This window comes from Clostridium sp. DFI.1.208, from assembly GCF_024463855.1.
GTDB lineage: Bacteria > Bacillota_I > Bacilli_A > Erysipelotrichales > Erysipelotrichaceae > Clostridium_AQ.
In genome coordinates this window covers 1-25,145 of record NZ_JANGCA010000033.1, presented here as the reverse complement: position 1 = coordinate 25,145, position 25,145 = coordinate 1, and the positions used below count along the sequence as shown (strand labels likewise).

Below are 25,145 nucleotides of genomic sequence, written 5' to 3'. Positions count from 1 at the left end.
TTTTCAAAGAGGTGCACAAAGGTTAAAATAAAGAGAGGTTTTCCCTCTCTTAATTGTCGTCAGATATGTTTCTCAAAGCGTCTGCCTCCGCATCTCTTCTTGATCCGGAGATTGCTCGTTTCTGATATTTCACCGTTTTTTTCTTACGAAAGAAGAAAAATGCACTCAATCCTGCAAGCACCACACAGCCGCCGGCCAACCCATAAATAACGAGCTTATGCTTTTTCAGTGACGCATCAACATCCTTGCGATACTGATCATAGGCAGTCTGTGGTATCGTCGCGGCACCGGAATACAGCTGCAGTGTTTTTTCCGTAGCTTCATACTGGTAATATACCATGTTGCCTTTTTCATCCATGACATAAAGCAATGCGTAATTTTCAAAGGCTGCATCCTTGAAGGTCCAGCCGTTCAGCTCATATTTATCGATTTTCACCGTTGTGAAAGTCATCCCTTCGCGCGTCTGGAGATTCTTTGGTACATCTACGATAAATACATTGTTTCCCAATAGAGCCATCGGGCGCAGCATAGTCTCTACTGTATTTGTATCTGTATTGTATATATAATAATTCTTTTCCTTTGTTTTATCATCCTGCAGATAGACGACCGTTTTCTTTAACAGGTTGCTCTTCCATGCCTTGACTTCCTTGCCATCCACCTTGATTTTCACAGCTTCAAAGGATTTTGCAGGCTTATTAACGCCATCCAGACTGCGGACAAAGCCAAGCTTTGTTCCATTGTAGGTTACGTATACAAGCGGTGTTTCATCGACATTAACTGTGATCGTATACTCCTTGGTGCTTCCATCCTCTGCCGCTACACTGATGGATATTGTGTTTTTTCCGGGCTTTAAGGTTTTGGTTCCCGTTCCATATACGATAGCCTTGCTGTCTGCCGCAGTCGCATTTACCTTGATACTGGAAACATCCCCGTTCAGATTTACCGTGTACTCTGTCTTGGATGCTGAGAATTTCGGACTCAGTGTTCCCTGAGAGATACTCAGGCTTGCCAGATTGGCATTGCTTGACAGCTTCTTTTCTTCCGGTTTCTTTTCCTCAGGCTTTTTTTCCTCTGTTTGCTGTTCATTATTATTCGATTGCTGGTTTTGCGAAGGTATATTATTACTAGGTGCTACAACATTAACACTCGTGCTGCCAATCGCCACTCCACTATAATCAACTGGATTAGCTGTATTTGCATTTCCTGTTGCATCTATACCAGTAATGGTTATAGTTGCTGTCCCAGCACCGCCTGCAACCGCACTGACCTCAATCACACCTCCCCGTTCACACCAATTTCCTGCGCTTGTGATTGTCGCATTATTAGCAGAAGCATTTACAGTACCTTCTACATTCCCACAAGATACTGAAACGCTAAATCCTTCTCCAGGAGCGACACTGCTCGCCTTGATTGGAATCAATTCCAATATCAGAAATGTAGCTACTCCTCCTATACATAACTTTTTTATATCCATGCAAACACTCCTTACTCTGTAATTTTCTTTATGCCCAGAATGTGATTTTTAATTAAAACATAATCCATAGAACTAATTTTACCATCTTTATTAACATCTGCGGCGATTGCAGCCTTTCCATTCAGCTTTTTGATATTCAAAATATGATTTTTGACCAAAACATAGTCCATCGAGCTAATTTTCCCATCGTTATTGACATCCCCCAGCTTATAGGCAGTGTTGCTGTTGCCGGAGTCACTTCCACCGGAGGAATCGCTTGTATAGCCGTTTTCAGACAGTAGAGAGCTGTGTACATAGCCGTAGCTATTCCCGAAATTATAGCTGTTCCCGGAGTAATCAATCGCCGTTCTCGCATTGTTCATCGGTACATCCAGCTGTATTTTATACCAGTCTGTACTTCCGCTTACGGCTTCTCCCTTTACCTTTCCGAGAATGTTAAAGGACATATTTCCATTTTTCGGTGTGGTATACAGGTTTGCTGAGGAGGTTGTCGCTTCCTTGCGGATATTGATTGCCCCCTGATCCTTGAAGACCAGCTTTTTGGAGCCCGCATCACTTTTTCCACTGACATATTCATCCAGCTGCCACATCCAGTGTGCTGCACTTTCACCCCAGTATGGATCCGAAGCATAGGATACATTCATACCACTTGCCTTGTCTCCAAGGAATGCCCCGTGATAGGTTGAATATTTCGGCGTGGAGTACCACAGATTCACATAGTATTTATCATGATCCAGAATACTGTTTTGCGGCGATGAATAGCCGTTCGCCAATCCGGGATCGGAGTCCACCGCATTGTGCCCGAACAGATTGTTCTTGCTTAACGCGATGGAGCTGGTACCGAATGCACTCTCATTGACGGCAACGCCAAAGGATGCCAGTGCGTAGGCGCCGTATGTATTTTGATATTGTATAAAAAATTTACCCATTCCATACATTTTGGTGTTGCTTGATGTATAATTTGCTCCCAGATAGTCTTTTACATAGCCGTTTATATCACTGGCAGTAAAGCTCGTTTTTGTACGTGATGATACATATTGATAATAATTATAATACGGCTGTGACGCATTGATGGAATTTTTCCTTGTGTTCGCCTTATAATCATCAATCATCTTCTGATAGGTCGTATAGAAATAATGCCCGTCATAGCTGTAGTATACCGTATTGCTCTTCATATAGCTCTGCTGCTTGCCGACCATTGCTGTACTCGTATAGTAAGGCTGACGGATATTCAGCGTAATGGAATGATAGATATTTCCATTCTTGCATATGTAGTAGTTTACAGATTGTACCTTGTCCTCATCCTCATAGTCCAGAATTTCTACCTCATCGGCGTCCACCAGACCGACAACACCGGCCAGCATAAACTTCACCTTGGTACCATTGTTTGCATAGCCAAGAAACGCCCCATCTGCAGCATAATATCCATTGGTATAGCCGGTATAGCCAGTGCCCACCTCTGTATAGCTGGTGTTTTTCCCGGAATCTGACTTCGTTTTGAAGTTAACAACCCCATATTTGATATCTCTGGCGCTACCAATCCCTTTTACCTTTGCCATATTTTCACGAGCCGCCTGCTCCTTTTTGGTTTCAGCCTCCAGCTTGGCAGTATCCTCAATGATGATTTTACCGTTTTCATCGATTCTCTTAAACACATGATTCTCCGGAAGTCTGGAGGAAACAGCTTCTGGTTCTTTTTCTGTCGTATTCTGTGCACCGACAAAGCCCTGCTGCAGCAGAACACTGCCGCAGAGAAGAAGTGCAATACCCGCAATCATTTTTCTCTTCATATCATCACATTCCCTTTTCATACAAAGTTTATCAGCTTAATTATATAAGAAAGTAAGAGAACATGCAATTTTATTTCCGCATGAAATTCTTAAGTTTTTGTGGGAGATAAAAAAAGAGCTGTTAATTTGGAAGGAATTACCTCCGGTGTGCTTATATCACATCATCGTCACAGTATTCCCGATCCACCTGTATAAGCCCTTATCTTTCCTGAAACCGCTTCGTTATGTGAAAATTCCATTCATCTATCAAATATCCTTTTGTAACAGCAGAATGCGATTTCTATGTACAGCGCATTCCCTGTACAAATTTTGAAAATTATTGTTGCATTTTACATTATAAGATGGTATGATATCTAAGCAAATTGTGTTTTAAAGTATTGTACGGAAGGAGGTAAACGGTATGTCAAAAGTTTGTGCAATTACAGGTAAAGGACCTTTATCAGGTAATAAACGCTCTCACTCTATGCGTGCTAGTCGTCGTAACTGGAATGTAAACTTACAGAAAGTTAAAGTCGTTGTTGATGGAAAACCTCAAACGATCCGTATTAGTGCTCGTGCATTAAAAACGCTGAAAAACAAAAAAGCTATCTAAGAGTGGATATGAAACAGGGCAACCTGTTTTTTTCTTTCTCCGGAAATCTTGGAGTAACCCATAGAGATAGCAGATCATCCTTACCTATACAGATGATCTGCTTTTTTACAATATCCTCAATGATTGCTTGCTATATAGAAATACTGTCGATATCCTGTTTATACCAGACATAATGATGTATTTGAATGGATCAATATCGTTCCCAAATACCTTGGGATATCGATGACCGTTTACAGTGCGTTTTCATATACAGCTTATGAAACACACTTCGTGAAGGGAGATAGGAATTCAGACATCAAATACACTGTTTCCGATAAACTCCGCAAGAATGCTGCTTCTTGGCACTGCCTCCTCACTGCCGTCCACAAAATACGCAAGAAGTTTTTTCAGGCGATTGGCTTCCAGATACTGTGCTTCATGAGGATGCACCTGTTCCAGCAATGGAATCACGATTTTCTTAAGGATAGACATTTCATATACCATGGAGGAATTGAAAATAGCATCGGCCTCCTCCTGATATGGATAGATGTTTTGATCCTCTCCCTGCTTTACATTCTTCCAGAAGTGAATGGTATTTTGTGCACTCCAGCTACGAAACTGATAGTCTCTGGCAATACGGCGAATCAGGCGGTAATCACTTGTCGGTATACGGTTATGCTCATCCAGATTCAAATGCGTCAATGCATTGATATAAATGCGAAACTTCGCCTCTTCCGGCAAATCAGCAGAGGTCTTAGGATTCAATCCATGGATACCTTCTATAATCAGAATATGATCATCGTCCAGCACCGTCTCCCTTTCCTTCCACTCGCGCAGTCCGGTTTTAAAATTGAACAGCGGCATATGCACGGCTTCCTTATGCAGCAGCTTCAGCATGGTGTCATTGAACAGCTCCAAATCCAGTGCCTCCAGCCCTTCAAAATCATAGCTTCCATCCGGCAGCCTTGGGCAGTCCTCACGGTTTTTATAGAAATCATCCATCGAGATCGGCAGCGGTTTTTTCCCAAGAATCTTCAGGTGAATTGCCAGACGTCTGGAAAAGGTTGTCTTCCCTGCAGAGCTCGGTCCTGCAATCAGAATGAATTTCGTATGCGGATGCCCCTGTACAATGGATGCCGCAAGCTCTGCCAGCTTCTTTTCAACCATCGTTTCACTCATCAGCACCAGATCGTCCATATAGCCCTGCTGAATTTGTGCATTCAGCTCTGCGATATTGGATACACCGATCAGCCTGCCCCATGTTTCAAACTCCTGAAACACATGAAACAGCTTTGCCTGGTTCTGAAATCCGTTTCCCGCAGACAGCCAGATACCGGGTGCATAAAAACGGATGGAAAAATGCGTGAGATAGGAGGTATCCGGCAGCATGATGCCATAAAAATAATCATCGTATCCGCACAGTGTATAAATACTGCTGGTCGCACTTTTCCTGCATGCCAAAAGATTCGCCTTGTTTTTCATTCCCAGACGGTCAAAATACGCCTGTGCCTCAGCAGTGGGCACAACACGTCGGTGAATCACCTCGTTTGCGGCAATAAGCTCCTTCATCCGCCTTTCAATTTTTCGTACATCCTGCGGCTTGCAATAGCCTGCTTTATCGATTTCACAATACTGACCGCCGCTGAGGGCATGCTCCATACGGACACGGGCATCCGGAAACAGACTGCGCACCGCTACAATGAACAGAAAGTTCAAGCTGCGCTCATAGATTAGCTTTCCGGTTTCACTATCCGCATAAATATAATCCAGCGTACCATTTTTCTTGATACGATAATTCAGATCATGCAGCTTTCCGTCCAGTGTTATTGCATAAACCGGCTCCTTTACCTTCCATGCCTCCAGCAGCTCATGAACATAGGTACCCGCTTCACAATGCTTCACCTCACCGCTTTTCAATTTTAATTTCAGCATCATCACATCCTCCTTTTCCCTCAGTATATGTCAAAGTGACATCCCGCATACAGCAGTCTGTAAGTATTCCCCTTCATTATACCCGCTTCCGGTAGAAAACAAAAGAATAAAGTAGGCTAACCTATTTCTAGGCTAGCCCCTTATCAAACCGCACGTGCGCTATTAACGCATACGGCTTACCAATTTACTAAATTTTCTATTTATGAATGTTTATGGCTTATTTGCTCATTGCGTAAGCCATTTTCTTTTGTCTTTCTTTCGAGAATATTTCTATTCCTTTTTGTCGTTGTTTTTCAATGTTGTTCTTACCTCTTAACTTATTTCTGCCTTGTTGCTTTTCTACGTATTGTTCAAGTGTATATCCATTCATGATATGGTAGTAATACCAATTTGCTGGTTTCAACCCTACCTTGGAAAACCATTCAATATTCCACTTATGTGTCATTCCAAATGCTTTTCTTATGGTTGGATGTTTATGTATCATACACATCCTTAATCTTTGCCTTGTGTATTGGTCTATCGCATGCAGTCTGGTTCCCATTGGTTGTAATAAACAGTGTATTTCTATGTCATGTCTTTTTAATACTTCTATTGCTTTGTAGACATTTAAATAATAGATTTCTAATCCCAAACTACTTATGACTTCTCTTGCGACTGTCCCTGCTCTTTCTATCTCTTGTTCACTCTCTGCGAATAACAGAAAGTCATCCGCATACCTCACAAAGTGTATCTTCGCTTCATGCAGTTTCCAATCAAGTTCATTTAGATAGATGTTTGCCAATAGTGGCGATATGACTCCACCTTGTGGTGTTCCACTTATTGTTGGTAAATGTTTTCCCTCTTCCATATATCCTGCTTTTAACCATGACCATATCAAATCTAATACTGTTCCATCTGCTATACACTTGTTCAACACTTTCATCAATTTCTTATGTGGAATGTTGTCAAAGAATCCTTTTATATCACAATCATATATCCAGTTTCTTCCTTCCTCTATATTCTTGATGATAACTTGCATTGCACTATCCGCTCCTCTTCGAGGTCGATAGCCTACTGACCAATTGTGAAATATTCCATTTTCATATTTAGGACTAAGTATGTTATACAGCACTTGTTGTACTATCCTATCCTTTATGATTGGTATTCCTAGTGGTCTTTTCTTTCCATTCTTCTTTGGTATATAAACTCTTCTTACAGGTGTTGGTTTATACTCCTTTCTCTTAAGTTCATTCAGTAATTCTTCAAGATTTTCTTCCTCATGTTTCGTGAATTCTTCGATACTTACCCCATCTATTCCTCCACTTCCATGATTTGCTTTCACTTGTTTCCATGCTTCTGCTATTTTCCTATCTTGTAGTATTTGTCCATACAAACTATGCCACTTAAGTTTCAATGCTTCATTCATAAATTTCAAACCCCTCCTCTCTTTCATCGTTCCTTGAATTCGTTTGTACCTAAGTACCGTCTTTCTTACCATTACGATGTCATCAAGTAAGAATTGTAAAAGGTCAATCCCCTTTGCTTCATCTTACGTTTGGTCATAAGACTACTTCGCTACTACGAGATTGTCTGACTCCTCTTTATGTAGTCAATACTTCGATTTACTCTTATAACTGATTACCCTTTCGGTTAATAAAGAGGTCTCACAGGGTCATACGCTTTATCCTTACCAACATACCAAACACCTTCACAATGGAGTGCCTATATATCCGACTGGTTCTTTGAATATTTAGTTAATAGATTTCCGCACCTTTCGCAACGTCATCACATTTCCACTGCCGCATCTTGTGTTTCACTTTTCATTTCGGTCTGCTGGTTCATCTACAGTTCTCTCGATTTCTGCGTCTCCTTCAGACAACACCTCACGATGTTGCCCTAGACTAGACTTTCCGATTTGCACCAGTGCGCACGGAGTAGGACTTTCACCTACAGGATTTCCCTCTTCCACGAACATCCTCCATGTTCATAGCGAACTATCATGGGCTCTCGTTTATAAAAGGAAAATGTCATGTGCCTGTTCACATGACATCTTAAGCGACTGCCTGTCGCACAAAAGGAGCACGCCGCAATGACATGCTCCCAGACAACTGTATTCTTCATATCCCTGTACATCATAATACATCCGGATTATTGTGCATCACTGCACTGCATCATCAGGACACGCCCATAATGTATAGTGATCCTCGCGATAGTTCCATTGATTTCATTGGAAAGCGGATAGATATCCGTGACCCTTAGGACACGTTTGGTTAAGGGATAGGCAACACCCTCCTCACTGATGCAGGAATCCTCCAGCGGCAGAAAGGACAAGTAGGTATGCTGTTTTTCCACCTCATAGGTTCCCGGATGCAGCACCCTGATGATATTGGTATCATTCATCAGAGTCAGCGGTAGCTCGCGATAGATCATCAAATGCAGATTAGCCATTTCATGATCCAGACGGCCGCCCAGTCCGCCATATAGGATAATATCGTCATATCCCATACGCAGTGCTGCTTCGATTGCAACCTCTGTATCGGTTTCATTTTTATGGGAGGGAAGCTTTTCCACCTCACAATACTGCTTGAGCTGTGCAAGCTCCTCCTTTGTTATGCTGTCAAAGTCTCCTACGGCCTTACGCATGGCGATGCCCTGTCGCATACAGCACACCGCTCCATGGTCCACACCGATATAATCGGCATGTGCAATGAAAGGCGCAGTCTCACACATGCCGGCGACAAGAACTACCTTTGACATGCCAGCAGCTTATCCACAGATTCTGCAATACCGTTTTTGAACACATAGCTTCCGGCTACCAGCGTATCCACTCCGGCAGCAACTGCCAGCTTTGCCGTTTCCCCATTGATACCGCCATCAATTTCAATCCGTGTATCCAGACCTTCCTTTTCAATTCGCTCACGCAGGACGCGCACCTTTTCCAGCGTATCCTCCATAAAGGACTGTCCGCCAAAGCCCGGCTCTACCGACATGATCAAAACCAGATCCATTTCCTTCAGATGCGCAAGCAGTGCCTCCACACCGGTTTTCGGCTTCACAGACACGCCTGCCTGTACCCCCATTTCACGAATTTTTTTGCACAGCTGAATGCAGGCATCCATATCCTTTACAGCTTCCAGATGGAAGGTGATGACATCCGCACCTGCCTTGGCAAAGATTTCCGCAACCATATCCGGATTATCTACCATGATATGAACATCCATTACCATATCCACTGCTTTTTTGAAGCCCTTGAGAAGGTCGGGTCCAAAGGTCAGATTCGGTACAAAATGGCCATCCATAACATCAAAATGCATCCATTTCGCATTGCTTTCATCCAGCTCCTTCAGCTGTTCACTCGTTCTGGAATAGTCCAGTGACAGAATGGACGGAGCGATTACTAATTCTTTCATAACGTGTGTCCTCCTTCATAATTGTATTGTATTTTCTTATGCCGTTTCAATATCGCGGCTTTGCTTTTTGTATCATATCCACAATTTCCAGATAATGCGCATAGCGCTCCTTCCGTATCGTTCCATCCTCTACGGCAGCACGTATGGCACAATCGGGCTCATTGACATGGATACAGTCACGGAATCTGCAGGCCTGCTGTACATTTTGAAAATCCGGTATACATTCCGCCAGCCGTGTGATATTCATCGCCGTGAAATCCATCGAGGAAAATCCGGGTGTATCCGCCACCCAGCCGCCGGCAATCTCATGCAGCTCACAATGCCGTGTTGTATGCTTTCCTCTCCCCAAAGCCTTACTGATTTCCTGTGTCTGCAGATGAAAGGTGGGATCTATGCGATTTAACAGAGAGCTTTTCCCCGCACCGCTCTGTCCTGTCAGCACACTGATATTTCCCTTCAAGGCCTGTATCAGATCCTCACTGGCATAGCCTTTTCCACTCTGGTACACCTCATAGCCGCTGTCGATATAATGCTGAATCTCTTCATGAATAACATCATCTTCAGCAATGAGATCCAGCTTGGTAATGCATAAAACTGGCCGTATTCCCGCATAGCATACACTGAAAATCAAGCGGTCGATCAGGGTTGTTGAAAAATCCGGGTCCTTGCAGGACATGACGATGATCGCCTGATCCACGTTGGCGATGGATGGGCGTACAAGGGCGTTTTTACGAGGCAGAATTTTCTGAATACCGTTTTGATCTGCAAAGCGTTCAAATTCCACCAAATCACCGACAACCGGAGAGTGCGCCTTACGCAGCTTTCCCATGGCTACACACAACACCCGCTCCTGATCAGCAGTCAGCACCTCATAGCGGCTGGATACAATTTTTATAATTCTTCCTGTTTCTGTCATTTGTAAAACCTTATCGTTATAACATTCGGATTCTCCATCTGCTGGACATATTCCGTTCCTTCTGCGGGATCCACATCTGTAACGACTCCTTTTTTAATGGTCTTTTGTTCCTCTTCACTCAGGTCATCATAGGAACGCTCATCCGATACCGGAAGTATTCCCGTCTTTTCCTTAATTAAAGCAATCGCCTCTTCTGCCGTTTTTCCTACAACACCCTCTATTTTCCAGCTCATCAGCTGGCTGACGGTTAATTTTAATGTATATTCTTTATCCGGATCCAGCTTTTCTCCGATTTCCGGACCGCTTTGTTCCGCTATATATCCGGGCCATGTATTTGCCCTTTGCTCATAGCTGATTTCCACCTTGATATTTGGATTCTGTTCATTCAGTTCCTTTTCCACTTCCTCCGGTAATCGATGGCGGTAATCCTTTACCACAAACCAGGTTCCCCTGGAAACAGTTAGCGTCAGCTTGGAATTTTCACCGATTTCCTCTCCGGTATCCGGTGACACACGGATGACATGACCTTTTTCCACATCGTCACTCAGCTCCTGCTTGATGGTGATGTTATCTTTTTTAAATCCGCTGGAGGTCAGCGTCTGCATTGCCTCCTGCTGTGTCTGTGATGTGGACAGCTCCGGAACCTTGATTATTTTTTCTTTATCAAACACGCCGCTCATCAGTACGAAGGCCGCAACACCGATCACACACAGCCCAACAATCATAGCAATGATGATTTTTGTGATTTTCCGATTACCGGAATCATCTTCTTCATCCTCTTCAATCGGCTCCACATGCTTTTTGCGCACCTCAGTTTTCTTGGTCTGCTTCTGCTTGCGCTGCTCCATGACCATCGTCGGCTGCGGATGCTCTTCCTCAAACACCAGCTTTTCAACATGGGCATATTCCGGAAGCAGGCAGCGGTGCAGATCATACAGCATATCCTTTGCACTCTGATAGCGCAGCTTGCGGTTTTTCACGGTTGCCTTGATAATGATATTCTCCACAGACTGCGGCAGCGTCGGATTGAAATCACGGACACTGGGAATTTCCTCACGCAGATGCTTCATTGCTATCTGTACGGGATTGTCTCCATGGAAGGGAACATTCCCGGTCAAAAGCTCATAAAACACGATACCAAGCGCATAGATATCCACCTGATTGCTCGGTGTTTCCCCGCGTGTTGTTTCCGGTGCCAGATAATGCGCACTGCCCAGTACGGCATCGCTTTGCGTCAGCTGTACCGTGTCGTGCGCCAGCGCAATGCCAAAATCGGTAATCTTTACCGTTCCATCATCCTTAACCAGAACATTCTGCGGCTTGATATCCCGGTGAATAATATCATTTTCATGTGCATGCTGTACCGCGCTTGTCAGCTGAAGCATGATGTTTACAGCCTCTTCCTGATGCAGTGCTCCACGCTGGGAAATCAGCTGCTTCAGGGTACGCCCGCGTACATATTCCATGACGATATAGTGACGTCCTTCAAACTCTCCGACATCGTATACATCCACAACATTGGGATGGTTCAGCTTACTGACCGCGTTGGCCTCCCGCTGAAAGCGCAGCAGTGTTACCGGATCCTTACTGAGCTCCCCGCGCAGAACCTTGATTGCCACCTCACGGTTTAATATGGTATCGATTGCCAGATAAACATCCGCCATACCGCCTTCCCCCAAGGAGGAAACGATCATATAGCGCTCGGCAATCATTTTGTTGTTGTTATTCATGGAGATCACCTGCCTGTTCCACGATGATGACGCTCACATTATCATAGCCGCCCGCAAGAAGAGCCTTGTCAATCAGCAGGCGGACCTTATCCTCCACACTGCGTGCACTCTCCAGTATCTCACGAATGATTGCTTCACTGACATAGCCGTGTAATCCATCACTGCAAATCAGCAGTGCCCTGTAATCATTTTTGATTTTATTGATATCGATGCGAACGGAATCCCATATGCCGAGTGCATTGGTCAGCATATTGCGATTTGGATGCACCGCTGCCTCCTCTTCGCTTAATTCTCCGCGCTTCAGCATATCCGCAATATAGGAATGATCCTCTGTCAGTGCCAGAAAATCATCCGCATATAACCCATAGGTACGGGAATCTCCCACATTGAAAATATAGGTTGTCGTTTCACATTTCAAAATGCCGACCAGTGTGGTGCCCATCCCCTTTTGTTCTGTATTGCGGGTGGATTGTGTAAAAATCAAATCATTTGCTTCCTGTATGGTATCCTGCAGCCAGTGCTTCACCTGAACATCCGAGCTGCATTTTTCCATTTTCAAAAAGCTTTCCTTCATATGCTCGATGGCCATGCGGCTCGCAACATCTCCTGCCAGACCGCCGCCGATGCCGTCACAGACTACAGCTAACAGGGCATGCTCTCCGTTTTCCAGAAAACAGATGCTGTCCTGATTATCCCTTCTCCGAAGTCCGACATGACTCGCTCCATAATATCGAATACTCATGACTGACTCCCTTCCTGTTCCTTTTTCAGATGCTTCACACGCAGCTGTCCGCATGCTGCGTCAATATCCGCACCATGCTCCTTACGAATCGTACAGCGAACCCCCTGCTTCATGAGGGCATCATAAAATACCATGGCATGGGCATGATCCACACCCTGAAAGCCATTTTCATCCACAGCGTTGTAGGGAATCAGATTCACATAGGCATTCAGCCCCTTTAACAGCTTTGCCAGCTGAGCCACATGCTCCTTCTGGTCATTGACCCCACGCAGCAGGATGTATTCAAACGTCAGACGACGGTTATTCTCCCGTGCATAATACTGGATTGCCTCCATCAGCTCCTCCAGCGGATAGGCACGGTTAATGGGCATCAGACGATCGCGCAGCTCATTGTTTGGCGCATGCAGGGAGATTGCCAGATTGTATTGGGTATGCTCCTTGGCAAACTCATAGATTTTCGGTACAACACCACAGGTGGATATTGTGATATGGCGGGCACCGATTCCCAGTCCGCGGTCATGATTGACGGTAGAAAGGAAATTCATCACATGTTCATAATTGTCAAACGGCTCTCCCGTTCCCATTACCACGATATGACTCAGCCGATCCTCCTGCTTATCCAGATCACGCTGCACATACAGCACCTGAGCCACCATTTCTCCACTTGTCAGGTTGCGTTTCTTTTTTGTCAGACCACTGGCACAAAAGGCACAGGCCATATTACAGCCTACCTGTGAGGTAACACAGATACTCTTCCCATAATCAAACTGCATCAGCACACTCTCAATCAAAGAGCCGTCCTCCAAAGCAAACAGATATTTCGTCGTCCCATCACTCGCCACCTGCTTATCACGCAGCTTTAGCGGTGTGAGAGAAAACTGCTGCTTCAGTGTTTCTCTGGTATCCTTGGAGAGATCACTCATGTCATCTATGCTGACTGCACGTTTGCGATACAGCCATTGAAAGATCTGATGTGCACGGAATTTTTTCCAGCCCTGCTCCAGAGCCATATCGCCCATCTGATCGTATGTAAAATCATATAAACTTTTCATTTTATCACCGTATCCTATTTTACCATAGATTCCACGCAGGGACCAAGGAGTTTCCATTTCTTAATAAAGTTTTCAGAATCTTGTGCTATGCTCCGAAAATGAAATTCACAAGAAAAACAGAAAAAGAGATAGCATGTATAGGGGGTACTCAATTGTAGTTAAATTCAAAATCTGAAGAAATCAACATGATTGTATTTATCAATAGCATTTGAATCAGCCTTTTCGCATACACGCAAAACAAGAAAGGATCATATAGAAGACACTTCTTACTTTCCATGAATTATAATTTATCGATTTTATAAAAAATATTTTTATTTCTTTTAGGAATTTTACATATGCCATCCGTATGTATATATGTAGGAGGTTCATCGTATGCATATACAATACCTTAGGAATGCGCCAGGTGAAGGGAGGAAGGATGCATACCATATTCTGGATTCTCATTGCACTGATTGGTATTACACCAAAAGTGCTGCGGGAGCTTGGAATCATCCTGTACATCGTCCTGAAATACAAACGGCGGCATTGGTAAGCGAATAATCTCAGTGTTGGATTAATTGGGATGTGTCTGCTTTCGGAAAGGAGGTGAACTTGCCGTTTTCATTACTTCTGAATTTGGTGCCTCTTACTGCGTCAAAAGGGACAGAGTAACCACCACGTAACTCTGTCCCTTTCTTTTGACCTTTCGGTCTTTGGATTTGGCATTTATATTATAGAATATTTTATGTCAAATTCAATGTAAAATTCATGCTTTCACACAACTGTTACACCAATCATACACTGCCTGGATTATATTATAAACCGCTGATAGAGAGTGATGTAAACAGAATACTCGGTGAACCAATAGAGCCTGCGTTCAGCTTACCATCATTCCCCAGCATTTTCACCTGCTTCATAGCATCCAGAAAATTACCTGCGATGGTAATCAGATTGACTGGCTTGATTTTTTTTCCTTCCTTCACATACCAGCCCTGAGACTGTAGTGAAAATTCACCTGTCATGGCGTTCAAGCCGGCATGCAGTCCTGTGATTTCCGTGACAATGATGCCTTCCTTCATCGACGAAATCATTTCATCAATCGATTCACTTCCGTTTTCAATGAATAAATTGCTCGGTGCTATACCGACATTGGATGCGTACCCCGCTTTAAATCCGTTACCGGTTGTCTCACATTTCATAAGCTTTGCGGATTTCAGGTTATGCAGATAGGTCTTTAAAACCCCTTGTTCAACCAGTGTCTTTTTCTTGCAGGCTACGCCCTCATCATCAAAGCTTCTTGAATTATAGCCGTCCTTGCGCAAGGGGTCATCAACGATCGTGATTTTCTCACTGAAAATTTGTTTGTCCATACTGTCGTTTAATAGAGAAATACCTTTGTATGCATTTTCTCCATCAAACATCCCGCTAAATGCCGCCAGTAAATCTGCCATAGCCTCGGCTTCAATCAGAACCGGATACGGAGCACTCTGCACACTTTCGGCATACAGCTTATCCAGTACCTTACGGCTCACTCCCTCCGCAAACTTCTTTGCATCAAAATGCGCATCGTCGTACAGATACTGCCAGTCCCCTGCAATCTTTGTATCCTCTTGATCCTTTGCCATAGCCGCTGTACTGATATATGCCGCATGCTGTTCATCATGCAGATGAACGCCCATTGTATTGTCGATGGCGATTTCCACATCGACTTCCCCATAGCTGGTATTCATGACCTGTGCAATTCTGGAATCCGATTCCTTGATATATTGCTCTACCGTCTTCAGCAGCTCGATCTTTTCGGCATCCGGATGTGCATTCCATGTACAGCTGCGCAGCTGCAGCTGAGGATATGCTGTATCACCCGCATAAATTTCGACCTCATCCCGAGATGTGATTGCCGCAGCATTTTCCTTTATCTGGCGAAGTGTATCCTCCAGCAAAGCGTCATCATCCTGTTCCAGAAAGCAGATGCCCATACTTCCTTTATAAATACCGCGTATGGCAAAGCCATTACACTCACTGATGGTGTAGCCATCCACACTTCCTTCATATAACCGTATGGATGTGGATCTGCTTTTCTGTTCGTAAATTTCCAGCTGTTCAATACCCGCAGCCTTCGCCGCGTCAAGCCATTGCTGCTTATGCATGCTCCTTGCCTCCCTTACTGCCGCCGACCGTCATTTCGCTGACCCGTATTGCCGGCTGTCCGACATCGGTAGGTATACTGCCGCTGCTAGACCCGCACATTCCCTGTGCACGTGCCAGATTTCCTGCGACACGATCAATTTTCAGCAGCGTATCCGATCCGTTTCCAATCAGTGTTGCGCCCTTGACAGGTGTTGTTATTTTTCCATCCTCGATCAAATATGCTTCTCTGACAGCAAAATTAAAATCTCCGGTTGCCTGCACACTTCCTCCTGCCATCGTTTTCGCATACAATCCATAAGAGGTTTCCTTGATCATGTCCTCCAGCTGATCCGTACCGTTCAACAGGAAGGTGTTGGTCATACGGGATGTTGTTTCAAATTTATAAGACTGCCGTCTGCTGGATGCAGTAGAGGGCATATGCAACCGACGCCCGTTCAGCGTATCCACCAGATAGCTCTTCAGTATTCCCTTTTCAATCAGTACCGTGCGGCGGGTGAAGTTTCCCTCATCATCGATATTCGCACTTCCCCAGGCATTGGGAATCGTACCGTCATCTACCGCCGTTACACACTCACTTGCAATTCTCTGTCCCAGCTTTCCTGCAAAATTGGATTGATTTTTTGCCACCCCGCGTGCCTCCAGAGAGTGTCCGCAGGCCTCATGGAAGATGACGCCGCCAAAGCCGTTGTCGATAATAACCGGCATAACACCGCTTGGACATGGCTGTGCATACAGCATCGTCATCGCAATACGCGCCGCCTCTTTTCCGATATCCTCCGGCTTGTGGCTATCATAAAATTCCATACCCTCGCTGCCGCCGGGGGAACAGCTTCCGGTTTCTCGCAATGCGCCATCCTGTGCAACTGCAGATACTGCCATCCTTGTACGAATACGGACATCCTGAATATATTTTCCTTCCGAATTGGATATTGCGACATGCTGCTCATCATCCTGATAATTCACAATCGCCTTCGTGATATGTGCATCATAGTCCCGTGCAGCATCACTTGCACGCTTCATCAGCGTCACTTTGTCCTTCAGGGCAGTATCACGCGGTATGCGTCGTATGATATGTGCATTTTCATACGTTGTCTCCTGAAGCTGGACGCTGATGTGCTTCGTCTGTTCTCCCAGACTGTCTGCCAGCTTTTTTGCAAATTCCTTCAGGTTTTTCTCCTCGGTATCATTGGTATAGCCGTATACGGATTCCAAGCCATGATAAATCCGCAGTCCCAGCCCGCAGCGAATACCGCTGTTGGTGCTTTCCACCTCATCATTCAGCATGGATATTCTGGTACTGTAATTGATCTCTTCAAAAATCTCCGCAAAATCCCCTGTGGTACTACAGGCGATTTCCAGTACGTCTTCCAATATGTTTTTCTCTAACATAACGTCACCTCTCATCTGTTCACCATTATACGCCATCTGAAAGAGAGATTGCAATCAAAAGAGCTTACGTATATACCTTTCCCTACATTTACGGTCCTCCTAGGATGAAAATAAAGAATACTTGCACATAATTTTTATATAGCGTACAGTTTACAAAAGAGCGCAGGAAAAGCGAGGATTAAAAAAACGTATAGGAATATCATATACGCAAGGGAGGAAAAGAAATGGAATGGTTAAAAAAACTAAGCGATGCGATTGCATACATCGAGAAGCATCTGGATGCAGAGATATCCTATGAGGAGGCAGCCCGTATTGCTTGCTGCTCCCCCTATTATTTTCAAAGGATGTTTTCCTATGTCACCGGAATATCGCTGTCGGATTATATCCGAAGACGAAGAATGTCGCAGGCTGCCTTTGATTTGCAGCGCTGTGATGCCAAAGTGCTGGATGTCGCTCTCAAGTATGGCTATACCTCACCAACCGCATTTAACAGAGCATTTCAAAAGGTTCACGGCATACCCCCGACAGCCGCAAAAAGCATTGGCATGACCCTGCATGCATATCCGCCAATACAGTTTTCTGTCAATATTACAGGAGGAAGCGCCATGGCCTATCATATAGCAGAAAAAAAGGAGCTGCGCTTTGCCGGTATCCGGATTCGTCTATGTGAGGATATGGAGGAGAATCATAAAATAGTCCCCCATTTTTGGAAGGAAACAATGCAAAGTCCGCAATACGCAGAGCTCTGTCAGCTAGCCGATGCCGGTACGAATGCAATCTTCGGCATTAGCGTGTATGAGGATCCCAATCACATTTTCTACTATATAGCAGCTGCCACAAGCAAAAAGATTCCTTACGGGCTTCATGAGCTGCGCATTCCCGCTGCGACCTGGGTGGTGTTTGAAAGCAAGGGAAACTTCAAGGAAAATGTACAGGGTATTTTCCGCCGGTTTTATACCGAATGGCTGCTGTTTTCCGGTTATGAGTATGCACGGCTTCCCGATATTGAAGCATATCCTGTGCAGACGCAGGCACCATACGACAGCCAATGTGATGTATGGATTGCCATTCAGAAAGAAGAGGAGAAGGAACATGGAATATAAAATTGAAATACGAGAGCTGGAGCCGCTTCGTGTGGCCTACATGAGATATGAAGGAGATGTCACAAAAGCAAACCGGGTTATTCCCAAGGTGTTTCAAGCGATTCGCGGGAAAACAAACGGAGCACCTTTTTTCAGCTATCTGTCTATGCAGCCGGATACAAAGCAGGGGGTGCTGGAGCTTTGTGTTCCTACAGAGGAGCTGCCATGCAATCCGGGCATCGAGATACAAGTGATGCCCCGTTTCAAAGCGGTATGTGTTACCCACATCGGCTCCTATGCAACGCTGTCGCTTGCCTATGCCGCGATTGATCAGTATGCAGCCAGACACAGCCTGAAGATCACTGCACCCTTTCGGGAGGTTTTCATCAAAGGACCGGGAATGCTGTTCAAGGGAAATCCGGAAACCTATATCACGGAAATACAATTCCCGATACTGGAGGAAGCATGAACGCCATACAGGTTGAGCAGGTAGTCAAGCAGTATAAAAACGGCGTACAGGCACTGCATGGTTTATCCCTTTGCGTTGAACAGGGAGAAATTTTCTCTTTGCTGGGACAAAACGGTGCCGGAAAATCTACTCTGCTCAAAATACTGACAAGCTATTTGCAGCCGACATCCGGTAGAATAACGATGCTGGAGAAGGATTTGTGCAAGGATGCAGCCTCTCTTCGCTCGCAAATTGCCAGCGTTGCCCAGCAGACCTCCATTGACACGTATTTATCACTGGAGGAAAATATGATGTTTCAAAGCCGTTTGTATAAAATTCCCAAGGCGGACGCCGAAAAGCGGATGGAAAAGCTCATCGCTGATTTTGGGTTAACGCCGTATCGCCGCTATCCGGTTTCCTCCTATTCCGGTGGTGTGAAACGGCGTCTGGATATCGCCCTGAATATGATGACGAATCCGAAGATTCTGTTTCTGGATGAGCCTACGGTAGGAATGGATGTACAGTCTCGTATTGCGATGTGGGGGATGATGAGAAAAATCAGAGATGATTTTGGTGTCACGATTTTTCTTACAACGCATTATCTGGAGGAAGCTGATCAGCTCAGCAATACCATCTGCATCATGAAGGACGGAAAGGAAGTAACGCAGGGCTCCCCCACACAGCTGCGCTCTTTACTGCGGCAGAATTCGATAGAAATCACCTTTGCTTCTGAAACCGAGGCAAGAAAAGGCCGCGAAATCCTACAGGAGCAGATGTCAAAGGAAATCCTTCTACGTGCTGATAAGCTTCTAATTTATACACAGGCTCCACAAAGCGATTTAGAAGCAGCAGCGACAAGATTATGGAAAAGGCCTGCGGCATTTCAGGGAATAGAAATCGTGCAGCCGACACTGGAGGATGTCTATCTAAGATTGACACAGAATGAGAGGAGGGAAAACAAATGCGTATAGTTACCCTTTTATACAGGAATGTAAAATGGAGATTCCACAATAAATTAACCATTGTTATGACGGCTTTGCAGCCGATTCTGTGGCTGGTGCTCTATAGTGCAATCGCTTCTTCGACGATGCAGCATACCGGTATTGAAAACTATACCGCATTCATGCTTCCGGGGCTGATTGTCCTAATCAGCTTCTCGACCTGCAGTAGCAGTGGGATTATGAATTATCTGATGAAATCAGATGGCAGCTTCTATCGCATACTGATTGCTCCGCTCACACGCAGCTCCATCGTTCTTGCACAGCTTCTTGAAGCTGTATTATGCACCTTTCTGGAGGTGAGTATCCTGATAGTCCTCAGCATGCTGTTCTCTGTCAGCTTTTCTCTGTCGCCCTTTGAATTTCTAATCTTTGTTTTACTGATATTTCTGACAGCCTTTTTTATGGCAGGGCTATCCTATGGAATCAGCATGCTTCTGCCAAATGAGGTGATATACGAAACTGTTATGAATGCTATCGTACTTCCGTTATTTTTTCTAAGCAATGCATTGTTTCCGACAACCGGATGTACAGGCTTCTTCCGTGCTGCAATCAATCTCAATCCGCTTACCCATATGATCGATGCGTTACGTTCTCTGATGCTATATGGCAGAATCGATACGGGAAATCTGACAGCTGTTTTGCTGCTGTTTATCCTTATGGGAGGCCTCAGCTTTTTATGGGCATGCCGGCAGCTGAAAAGGAAGACAAATCTGTAGCTGAGGAGTGTATGATTACTGCTATATGCAGGTTCCGTATTTCTATGTATTCAGGAATGATTTCATGCTGGAAGCAAAGTGGTGTTATTTTTTCAAACCGAGAATAATCTTTAAAATTGTAAAAAGACGAGCGGTATGTACTCGTCTTTTCTTATTTATAGGCGATTTTGTCTGATAGCCTCAAGAGAGGCTAGACCCTACGGGTGGTCTTTTATCATTTTATATAGGTATTTAGATCCACTAGTCTCAGGAGAGACTAGACCATAGATTGCAGTATCACCGTTTTCATTCTCAAATTTAGATCCACTAGTCTCAGGAGAGACTAGACCGAAGGCCAAAACCAGCATTCATTCATAATAAATTTAGAACCATAGGATTAGAATAGCACTTGACTTACGAACAATCACCATAGCAGCTGACGCTCACCTTTTAAACTTTTGCTGCCTCGTTTATGCTTCCATTTGCTCAACACGCTTTCCTGCTCCAAATTCGCCGGGATTCACATCAATAACCACCCGACTTGGAGAAATCAATGCATCCTCGTGCTGACAACGCCATCGCTCCTGTGCAGTTCTACCATCCATCGTATCTCCGTCTTTGATAATATCTTCTCCCTGTGTATAGAGATAAGATGTAAAATTAAACATATAGCGAATGATAAAATCTATATCCAAATCATGGAAGTGACACTGCAAATCACACAATCCTATCGCTGTCAAACCGGTCGTATCCACTATCTTTTCAGAGCTTTCCGCAACATTGAACAATCGCACATTGACACCTCCATCAAGAAAATGCAGAGCAGGATCGCTCCAGCTGCTGTTTAACCAGTCAGCTCTTGGCACAAGCTTTCCTGCATGCGGCCAATACATCGCCACTGCCTCCGGATAAACCTCCATCATGATATCCGCAAATGCTGCAAGTATTTCACAACGTTCTCGCACAGGAAGCCCACTTGCCATAAAATCGGAAAACATGATTTCATATTGGCAGTCTTCAAGTAGCTCCTCCACATTTTGACAGCTCCAGCATTGTTGCAAAACCAGTTCCGGTATCGTCGTTTGATCGAATGCAATCATCTGCGTTATAAACAGCTGCGATGGTACCTGCACATCATCCTTATAGGTTACTTTATGATTACAGAGTGCATAGGAATACATACCCTCCTGCTCTATAACATCATCAACCTCGTTAAACCTCTCCAGCAGTCGCTCCCTAATTGCAAGTGCACGGCTTTCAACCGGTTCCTTCAACAGCAGCTTTATGTAATATACACCTGCATACTTCCCCATGAACGCATCCATGGATACACTTTTTCTTTTTTCCATTACGTCTCCTTTTCCAGCTCGCTTAGGGATGTTAAAGTATGGATATACAGTTCTGCTGTACGATGCAGAAAACCAGTGGAAGCATGCAGTTGATGAATGCGTTCCTGGAAGCCGAAATCATACAGGGCACTGTATGTATCCTCCTGAAATCGTTGAATCCATGCAGAATCTTGCTGTTCTCTATCAATGATATCCAATACAAATCCTGTTTCCGTAAACAGAAATGCCAGATTTCTTACCTCTTCCTTTACCATAAAATCCCTCTATTTGTTATGTACAGTATATCGTATTTTTATCGCCACATATATACCTTTTCAATAAACTTGATGTTTTTTACGTTATCAATCCTTCCTAGCTGCGTTTCAGAAAATAAAAGCTGTTCTCACACAATAAATCATTCTCCTTTTACCATTACGATAGAACATACAAAAACTTGAGGCATATTCCGATTTTCAAAATCAATGCCTCCAGCTTTTTATGTGTATTTCTCCAATAAAATGACCGCATCACAGCGCTTCGCAAGCACAGGATCATGCGTAACCATAACCACCGTCTTTCCTTTCCGATTCAAATCCCGCAGGATCGAAAACACCATATCACGATTTTCCTCATCCAGATTTCCTGTCGGCTCATCCGCTAGAATCAATTCACAGGGCTTTACCATCAGCTTTGCCAGTGCTACACGCTGCTGTTCTCCACCGGATAACTGACAGATTTTCTGTTGCTCGACCCCATACAAGCCCACTTCTTCCAACGCCTGTGCAATGCGTTTCTTCTTTTCTTCCTTACCATCCTTCACGTATTCCATGGCACTCAGCATATTCCACAGCACCGTATCATTATCCGACAACCCATAATTTTGAAACAGAAAGCCGATCGTGTAGCGGAGCTTTTTCACCGATCTGCTGCTGTTTGCGCGTACCTCCATTTCATCATACTGCACACTTCCCCTGCTCGGACGCTCCAGCAAGCCGATGATATTGAGAAGCGTTGTCTTTCCACAGCCGCTGGGACCGCATATCGCAATCATGTTTCCTATGGGCAATGATAGGGTGACATTATGTAGAACCGTATGTTTTCCGTATGTGTGTGTAATATTCTTTAACGTAATCGACTTCATCCGATATGCACCTCCCTGCTTTGATTTCGTACACCCTTATCTTTTCCATAGACAAACAGCATCGACGCAATTAAGCTGATGACCAGAAACACTCCGGTGATTTTCCATTCCTCCTGTTGATGAAACAATGCAATCGCAAATACAAAGGGTGCTGACAGCTCCGTAAACAAACGCAGATATACCCTGAAAAAGGAGGCTCCCTGTACCCGTCTGACAAAAATGCGCTGTCGAAAGGAAAGCAGATATAAATATGTATACTCTGCCATAACCAGCAGGATCAGCAATGCGGAGGGAACAAATACCATTCCCTGAAGAAGCAGCTCCCGTGCCAGTGTCTGCATGCGCTGCTGCAAACGCTCGCGACTGTTGACAAGCTCCAGATGCTCTCCATTATGAACAGAGGTCAAAGTGCTCAGCTTATCAGCATCCAGATATACAAAATTTGTCACCTTCTTCCCAAGACGAAAGGCATCATCGCTATATACAACATAAAACATAGGGGAAGCTGTATCCAGCATACTGTCCAGCAAAGAAAAATCCACAGCGTCCGTTTGCTCTTCCTGAATATACAGCTTCTCCACCCGATTGCCATAGGTTTCGAGATAGCTGACATCCACATGCTTTAAGGATTCAGGAAGCAGAATATACACCGTATCCTTTGTGTTCGTTAATTCAACAGGGCTGCCATCCTGTTTTCTTAGAGGAAAGCGCTTTGTATAATTCAGATTCACTTCCGCATACGGCTGCAGCTCCTCTCCTTTTGGGATAACATCCTTTCGATAATAGATACCTCCCGCCTTGTTTATCTTTTCGTATTCCTTACGGTGTACCCGATACATTTTATTCTGAATTGGCTTTTTATTTCTGTAATCCTCTTCTATGGACTCCTCATCATAGCCGTCAAAGCGATATCCGTCCTGATAATCAAACGCATACACATACGAATCCAGCATATCCTGCTGGCGCAATAGTGCTTGAAAGGTGGGCAGATGCAATCGCATCTGCATCCATGCGGTCGAGCAAAGCGGCATCAGAATAAGAAGGGCAAGAATGCCGTATAGATAATTCAGATTCATAAACCGTCTGGTAAAGCTTTTATTTTTTATAAACGCATAGACAGGACAACGCAGAATCAATAAAACCGTACCTGCGAATACAAGAAGCATACCAATTGAAAACCCAATCCAGAAGAAAGAAAGCAAAAGGTTTGCCTCATAGGTCTGTCTGGCGACAAAGCCTATCATCCAGATATAAGCAAGCACCATACTGATCAACGATACAGTCAGAATTTGAAAAAACAGCTTCTGATACAGTAATCTGCCAATGCGCAGCCCTGACATTCCCATACTTTTCAGTATGCCGATGGTTTTTAATTTCTGATTCACCAGCATGATGAGAAGCAGCCCCAGCAATAGAAATGTGATGATTCCCATCGGGATTATGTTCTCTTTCAGATAGGATGAAAGCGTAAATGCATCTCGTTCAAAAGCTCCCATATCCTGTATTGCACCCGGATACTGCTGCGAGATATCGGCAAGAAAGGCATCTTTATCTGTATCCTGATCAAAATACAGGATATAATCTCCTGCGAGATTTTGAAATCTCTGATTCAAATCTTTCAATGGCTGAATAACCAGACGAATGTCCTGATTGAATAAGCGCAGGCTGTTTTGTTTTGTATCATAGTGCAACTGATTGTCATATACAAGATCATGCTCACTCATCTTGGAAATATCCATGTATTGAAAAATATCATAGGGACTATAGAGATACCAGACATAATCAGAATCATGCTGTTCCGTTCTTATGACTACACAATTATATTTTTCAGATATGGCTTCCATGGTATTTATCATTTGTTTCTTATCAAATGCATTGCTTTGCGGGGTTATTTCAAAAAAAGTCGCTTCCTTTTCTTTTTCCAATCCAAAGAAGCCCTGGATATCGGAAATATCACGTTCATAAAATGCAAACTTCACACAATAAACAACAAGAATTTGAGAAATACAGACCAATATGCATATTATTTTTTTCATAACCTGTCCTCATTTCAATGCACAGGATTCTTGCCTTCGTATATGATTATCAGCTGATCCATTATCCCTTATATACGTTCCAACAGCAAGCTTCCATACAGCTTTCTTCCTACCTTCATCTATAAACTAAATATAACATACAACAAAGAGAAAGAAAAGACAGAGAATCTCTGTCTTCAGATTGTTGACAAAAGCCTATACCTTTTCGTAAGGACATAGGCTTTTTATTGTATATAGGCAATTTTCGAAATGAAATTGTCTTTTTTTGTATATTTTGAAGGATATATTGAATTTTTTGATGA

21 protein-coding genes are annotated in these 25,145 nt (G+C 44.1%); 5 read left to right on the top strand and 16 right to left on the bottom strand.

Annotation, left to right across the window (positions count from 1 at the left end):
* Nucleotides 1–49: 49 nt before the first annotated feature.
* Entirely contained in the window at nucleotides 50–1,474 is a 1,425-nt protein-coding gene (locus NE665_RS15795; protein ID WP_117444260.1) for a cadherin-like beta sandwich domain-containing protein, read from the bottom strand.
* 11 nt (nucleotides 1,475–1,485) lie between these two features.
* Nucleotides 1,486–3,264, bottom strand: a complete 1,779-nt coding sequence (locus NE665_RS15790; protein WP_117444272.1) for a dockerin type I domain-containing protein — start codon at nucleotides 3,262–3,264, stop codon at nucleotides 1,486–1,488.
* Nucleotides 3,265–3,664: 400 nt separating this feature from the next.
* On the opposite strand from NE665_RS15790, the gene rpmB reads away from it, so the two are divergent.
* Nucleotides 3,665–3,856 (top strand): 50S ribosomal protein L28, encoded by a 192-nt coding sequence (gene rpmB / locus NE665_RS15785; RefSeq protein ID WP_002608456.1) that lies wholly within the window; start codon nucleotides 3,665–3,667, stop codon nucleotides 3,854–3,856.
* Between the two features lie 288 nt (nucleotides 3,857–4,144).
* Here rpmB and NE665_RS15780 read toward each other — a convergent pair whose 3' ends face one another.
* From NE665_RS15780 to NE665_RS15735, 10 genes are all read right to left on the bottom strand, one after another.
* Nucleotides 4,145–5,767, bottom strand: coding sequence for a nucleoside kinase (locus tag NE665_RS15780; RefSeq protein WP_117444271.1), 1,623 nt, complete (start codon nucleotides 5,765–5,767; stop codon nucleotides 4,145–4,147).
* A 217-nt stretch (nucleotides 5,768–5,984) separates the two neighbouring features.
* The gene (ltrA, locus tag NE665_RS15775) at nucleotides 5,985–7,172 is read right to left on the bottom strand and encodes a group II intron reverse transcriptase/maturase (RefSeq protein WP_117444259.1); all 1,188 of its coding nucleotides are present in this window, start codon (nucleotides 7,170–7,172) and stop codon (nucleotides 5,985–5,987) included.
* Nucleotides 7,173–7,894: 722 nt separating this feature from the next.
* Nucleotides 7,895–8,503, bottom strand: a complete 609-nt coding sequence (locus NE665_RS15770; protein ID WP_117444258.1) for a thiamine diphosphokinase — start codon at nucleotides 8,501–8,503, stop codon at nucleotides 7,895–7,897.
* Nucleotides 8,491–9,156 carry a ribulose-phosphate 3-epimerase gene (rpe, locus tag NE665_RS15765; RefSeq protein WP_117444257.1) on the bottom strand — a complete coding sequence of 222 codons (666 nt, stop codon included), beginning with the start codon at nucleotides 9,154–9,156 and terminating at the stop codon, nucleotides 8,491–8,493. Before rpe ends, NE665_RS15770 begins: the two co-directional genes overlap by 13 nt.
* 46 nt (nucleotides 9,157–9,202) lie before the next feature.
* The gene (gene rsgA / locus NE665_RS15760) at nucleotides 9,203–10,072 is read right to left on the bottom strand and encodes a ribosome small subunit-dependent GTPase A (protein WP_117444256.1); all 870 of its coding nucleotides are present in this window, start codon (nucleotides 10,070–10,072) and stop codon (nucleotides 9,203–9,205) included.
* Nucleotides 10,069–11,802: a Stk1 family PASTA domain-containing Ser/Thr kinase gene (pknB, locus tag NE665_RS15755; RefSeq protein ID WP_117444255.1), complete on the bottom strand. Its 1,734-nt coding sequence runs from the start codon at nucleotides 11,800–11,802 to the stop codon at nucleotides 10,069–10,071. Before pknB ends, rsgA begins: the two co-directional genes overlap by 4 nt.
* Nucleotides 11,795–12,544, bottom strand: coding sequence for a Stp1/IreP family PP2C-type Ser/Thr phosphatase (locus NE665_RS15750; protein WP_117444254.1), 750 nt, complete (start codon nucleotides 12,542–12,544; stop codon nucleotides 11,795–11,797). The genes pknB and NE665_RS15750 overlap by 8 nt, the downstream gene beginning before the upstream one ends.
* A complete protein-coding gene (gene rlmN / locus NE665_RS15745; protein WP_117444253.1) occupies nucleotides 12,541–13,596 on the bottom strand; it encodes a 23S rRNA (adenine(2503)-C(2))-methyltransferase RlmN in 1,056 nt (351 codons plus the stop codon). Before rlmN ends, NE665_RS15750 begins: the two co-directional genes overlap by 4 nt.
* Nucleotides 13,597–14,390: 794 nt before the next feature.
* Nucleotides 14,391–15,722, bottom strand: coding sequence for a TldD/PmbA family protein (locus NE665_RS15740; RefSeq protein ID WP_117444252.1), 1,332 nt, complete (start codon nucleotides 15,720–15,722; stop codon nucleotides 14,391–14,393).
* Nucleotides 15,715–17,112, bottom strand: coding sequence for a TldD/PmbA family protein (locus tag NE665_RS15735; RefSeq protein WP_117444251.1), 1,398 nt, complete (start codon nucleotides 17,110–17,112; stop codon nucleotides 15,715–15,717). Before NE665_RS15735 ends, NE665_RS15740 begins: the two co-directional genes overlap by 8 nt.
* A gap of 224 nt (nucleotides 17,113–17,336) precedes the next feature.
* Between NE665_RS15735 and NE665_RS15730 the strand changes: the two genes are divergently transcribed.
* Genes NE665_RS15730 through NE665_RS15715 form a run of 4 tightly spaced genes read left to right on the top strand, consistent with a single transcriptional unit; the run spans nucleotide 17,337 to nucleotide 20,359 of the window.
* On the top strand, nucleotides 17,337–18,215 hold the full coding sequence (locus NE665_RS15730) for an AraC family transcriptional regulator (RefSeq protein WP_117444250.1): 879 nt from the start codon (nucleotides 17,337–17,339) through the stop codon (nucleotides 18,213–18,215).
* A complete protein-coding gene (locus NE665_RS15725; RefSeq protein ID WP_117444249.1) occupies nucleotides 18,205–18,663 on the top strand; it encodes a GyrI-like domain-containing protein in 459 nt (152 codons plus the stop codon). The genes NE665_RS15730 and NE665_RS15725 overlap by 11 nt, the downstream gene beginning before the upstream one ends.
* Nucleotides 18,660–19,613 (top strand): ABC transporter ATP-binding protein, encoded by a 954-nt coding sequence (locus NE665_RS15720; RefSeq protein WP_117444248.1) that lies wholly within the window; start codon nucleotides 18,660–18,662, stop codon nucleotides 19,611–19,613. The genes NE665_RS15725 and NE665_RS15720 overlap by 4 nt, the downstream gene beginning before the upstream one ends.
* Entirely contained in the window at nucleotides 19,604–20,359 is a 756-nt protein-coding gene (locus tag NE665_RS15715; protein WP_118654772.1) for an ABC transporter permease, read from the top strand. Before NE665_RS15720 ends, NE665_RS15715 begins: the two co-directional genes overlap by 10 nt.
* 449 nt (nucleotides 20,360–20,808) lie before the next feature.
* Here NE665_RS15715 and NE665_RS15710 read toward each other — a convergent pair whose 3' ends face one another.
* From NE665_RS15710 to NE665_RS15695, 4 genes are all read right to left on the bottom strand, one after another.
* Nucleotides 20,809–21,687, bottom strand: coding sequence for a DUF4261 domain-containing protein (locus NE665_RS15710; RefSeq protein ID WP_117444246.1), 879 nt, complete (start codon nucleotides 21,685–21,687; stop codon nucleotides 20,809–20,811).
* A complete protein-coding gene (locus tag NE665_RS15705; protein WP_233104760.1) occupies nucleotides 21,687–21,941 on the bottom strand; it encodes a hypothetical protein in 255 nt (84 codons plus the stop codon). Before NE665_RS15705 ends, NE665_RS15710 begins: the two co-directional genes overlap by 1 nt.
* 221 nt (nucleotides 21,942–22,162) lie before the next feature.
* On the bottom strand, nucleotides 22,163–22,807 hold the full coding sequence (locus tag NE665_RS15700) for an ATP-binding cassette domain-containing protein (RefSeq protein WP_117444245.1): 645 nt from the start codon (nucleotides 22,805–22,807) through the stop codon (nucleotides 22,163–22,165).
* Nucleotides 22,804–24,843 carry a DUF1430 domain-containing protein gene (locus tag NE665_RS15695; RefSeq protein ID WP_117444244.1) on the bottom strand — a complete coding sequence of 680 codons (2,040 nt, stop codon included), beginning with the start codon at nucleotides 24,841–24,843 and terminating at the stop codon, nucleotides 22,804–22,806. Before NE665_RS15695 ends, NE665_RS15700 begins: the two co-directional genes overlap by 4 nt.
* Nucleotides 24,844–25,145: the final 302 nt, after the last annotated feature.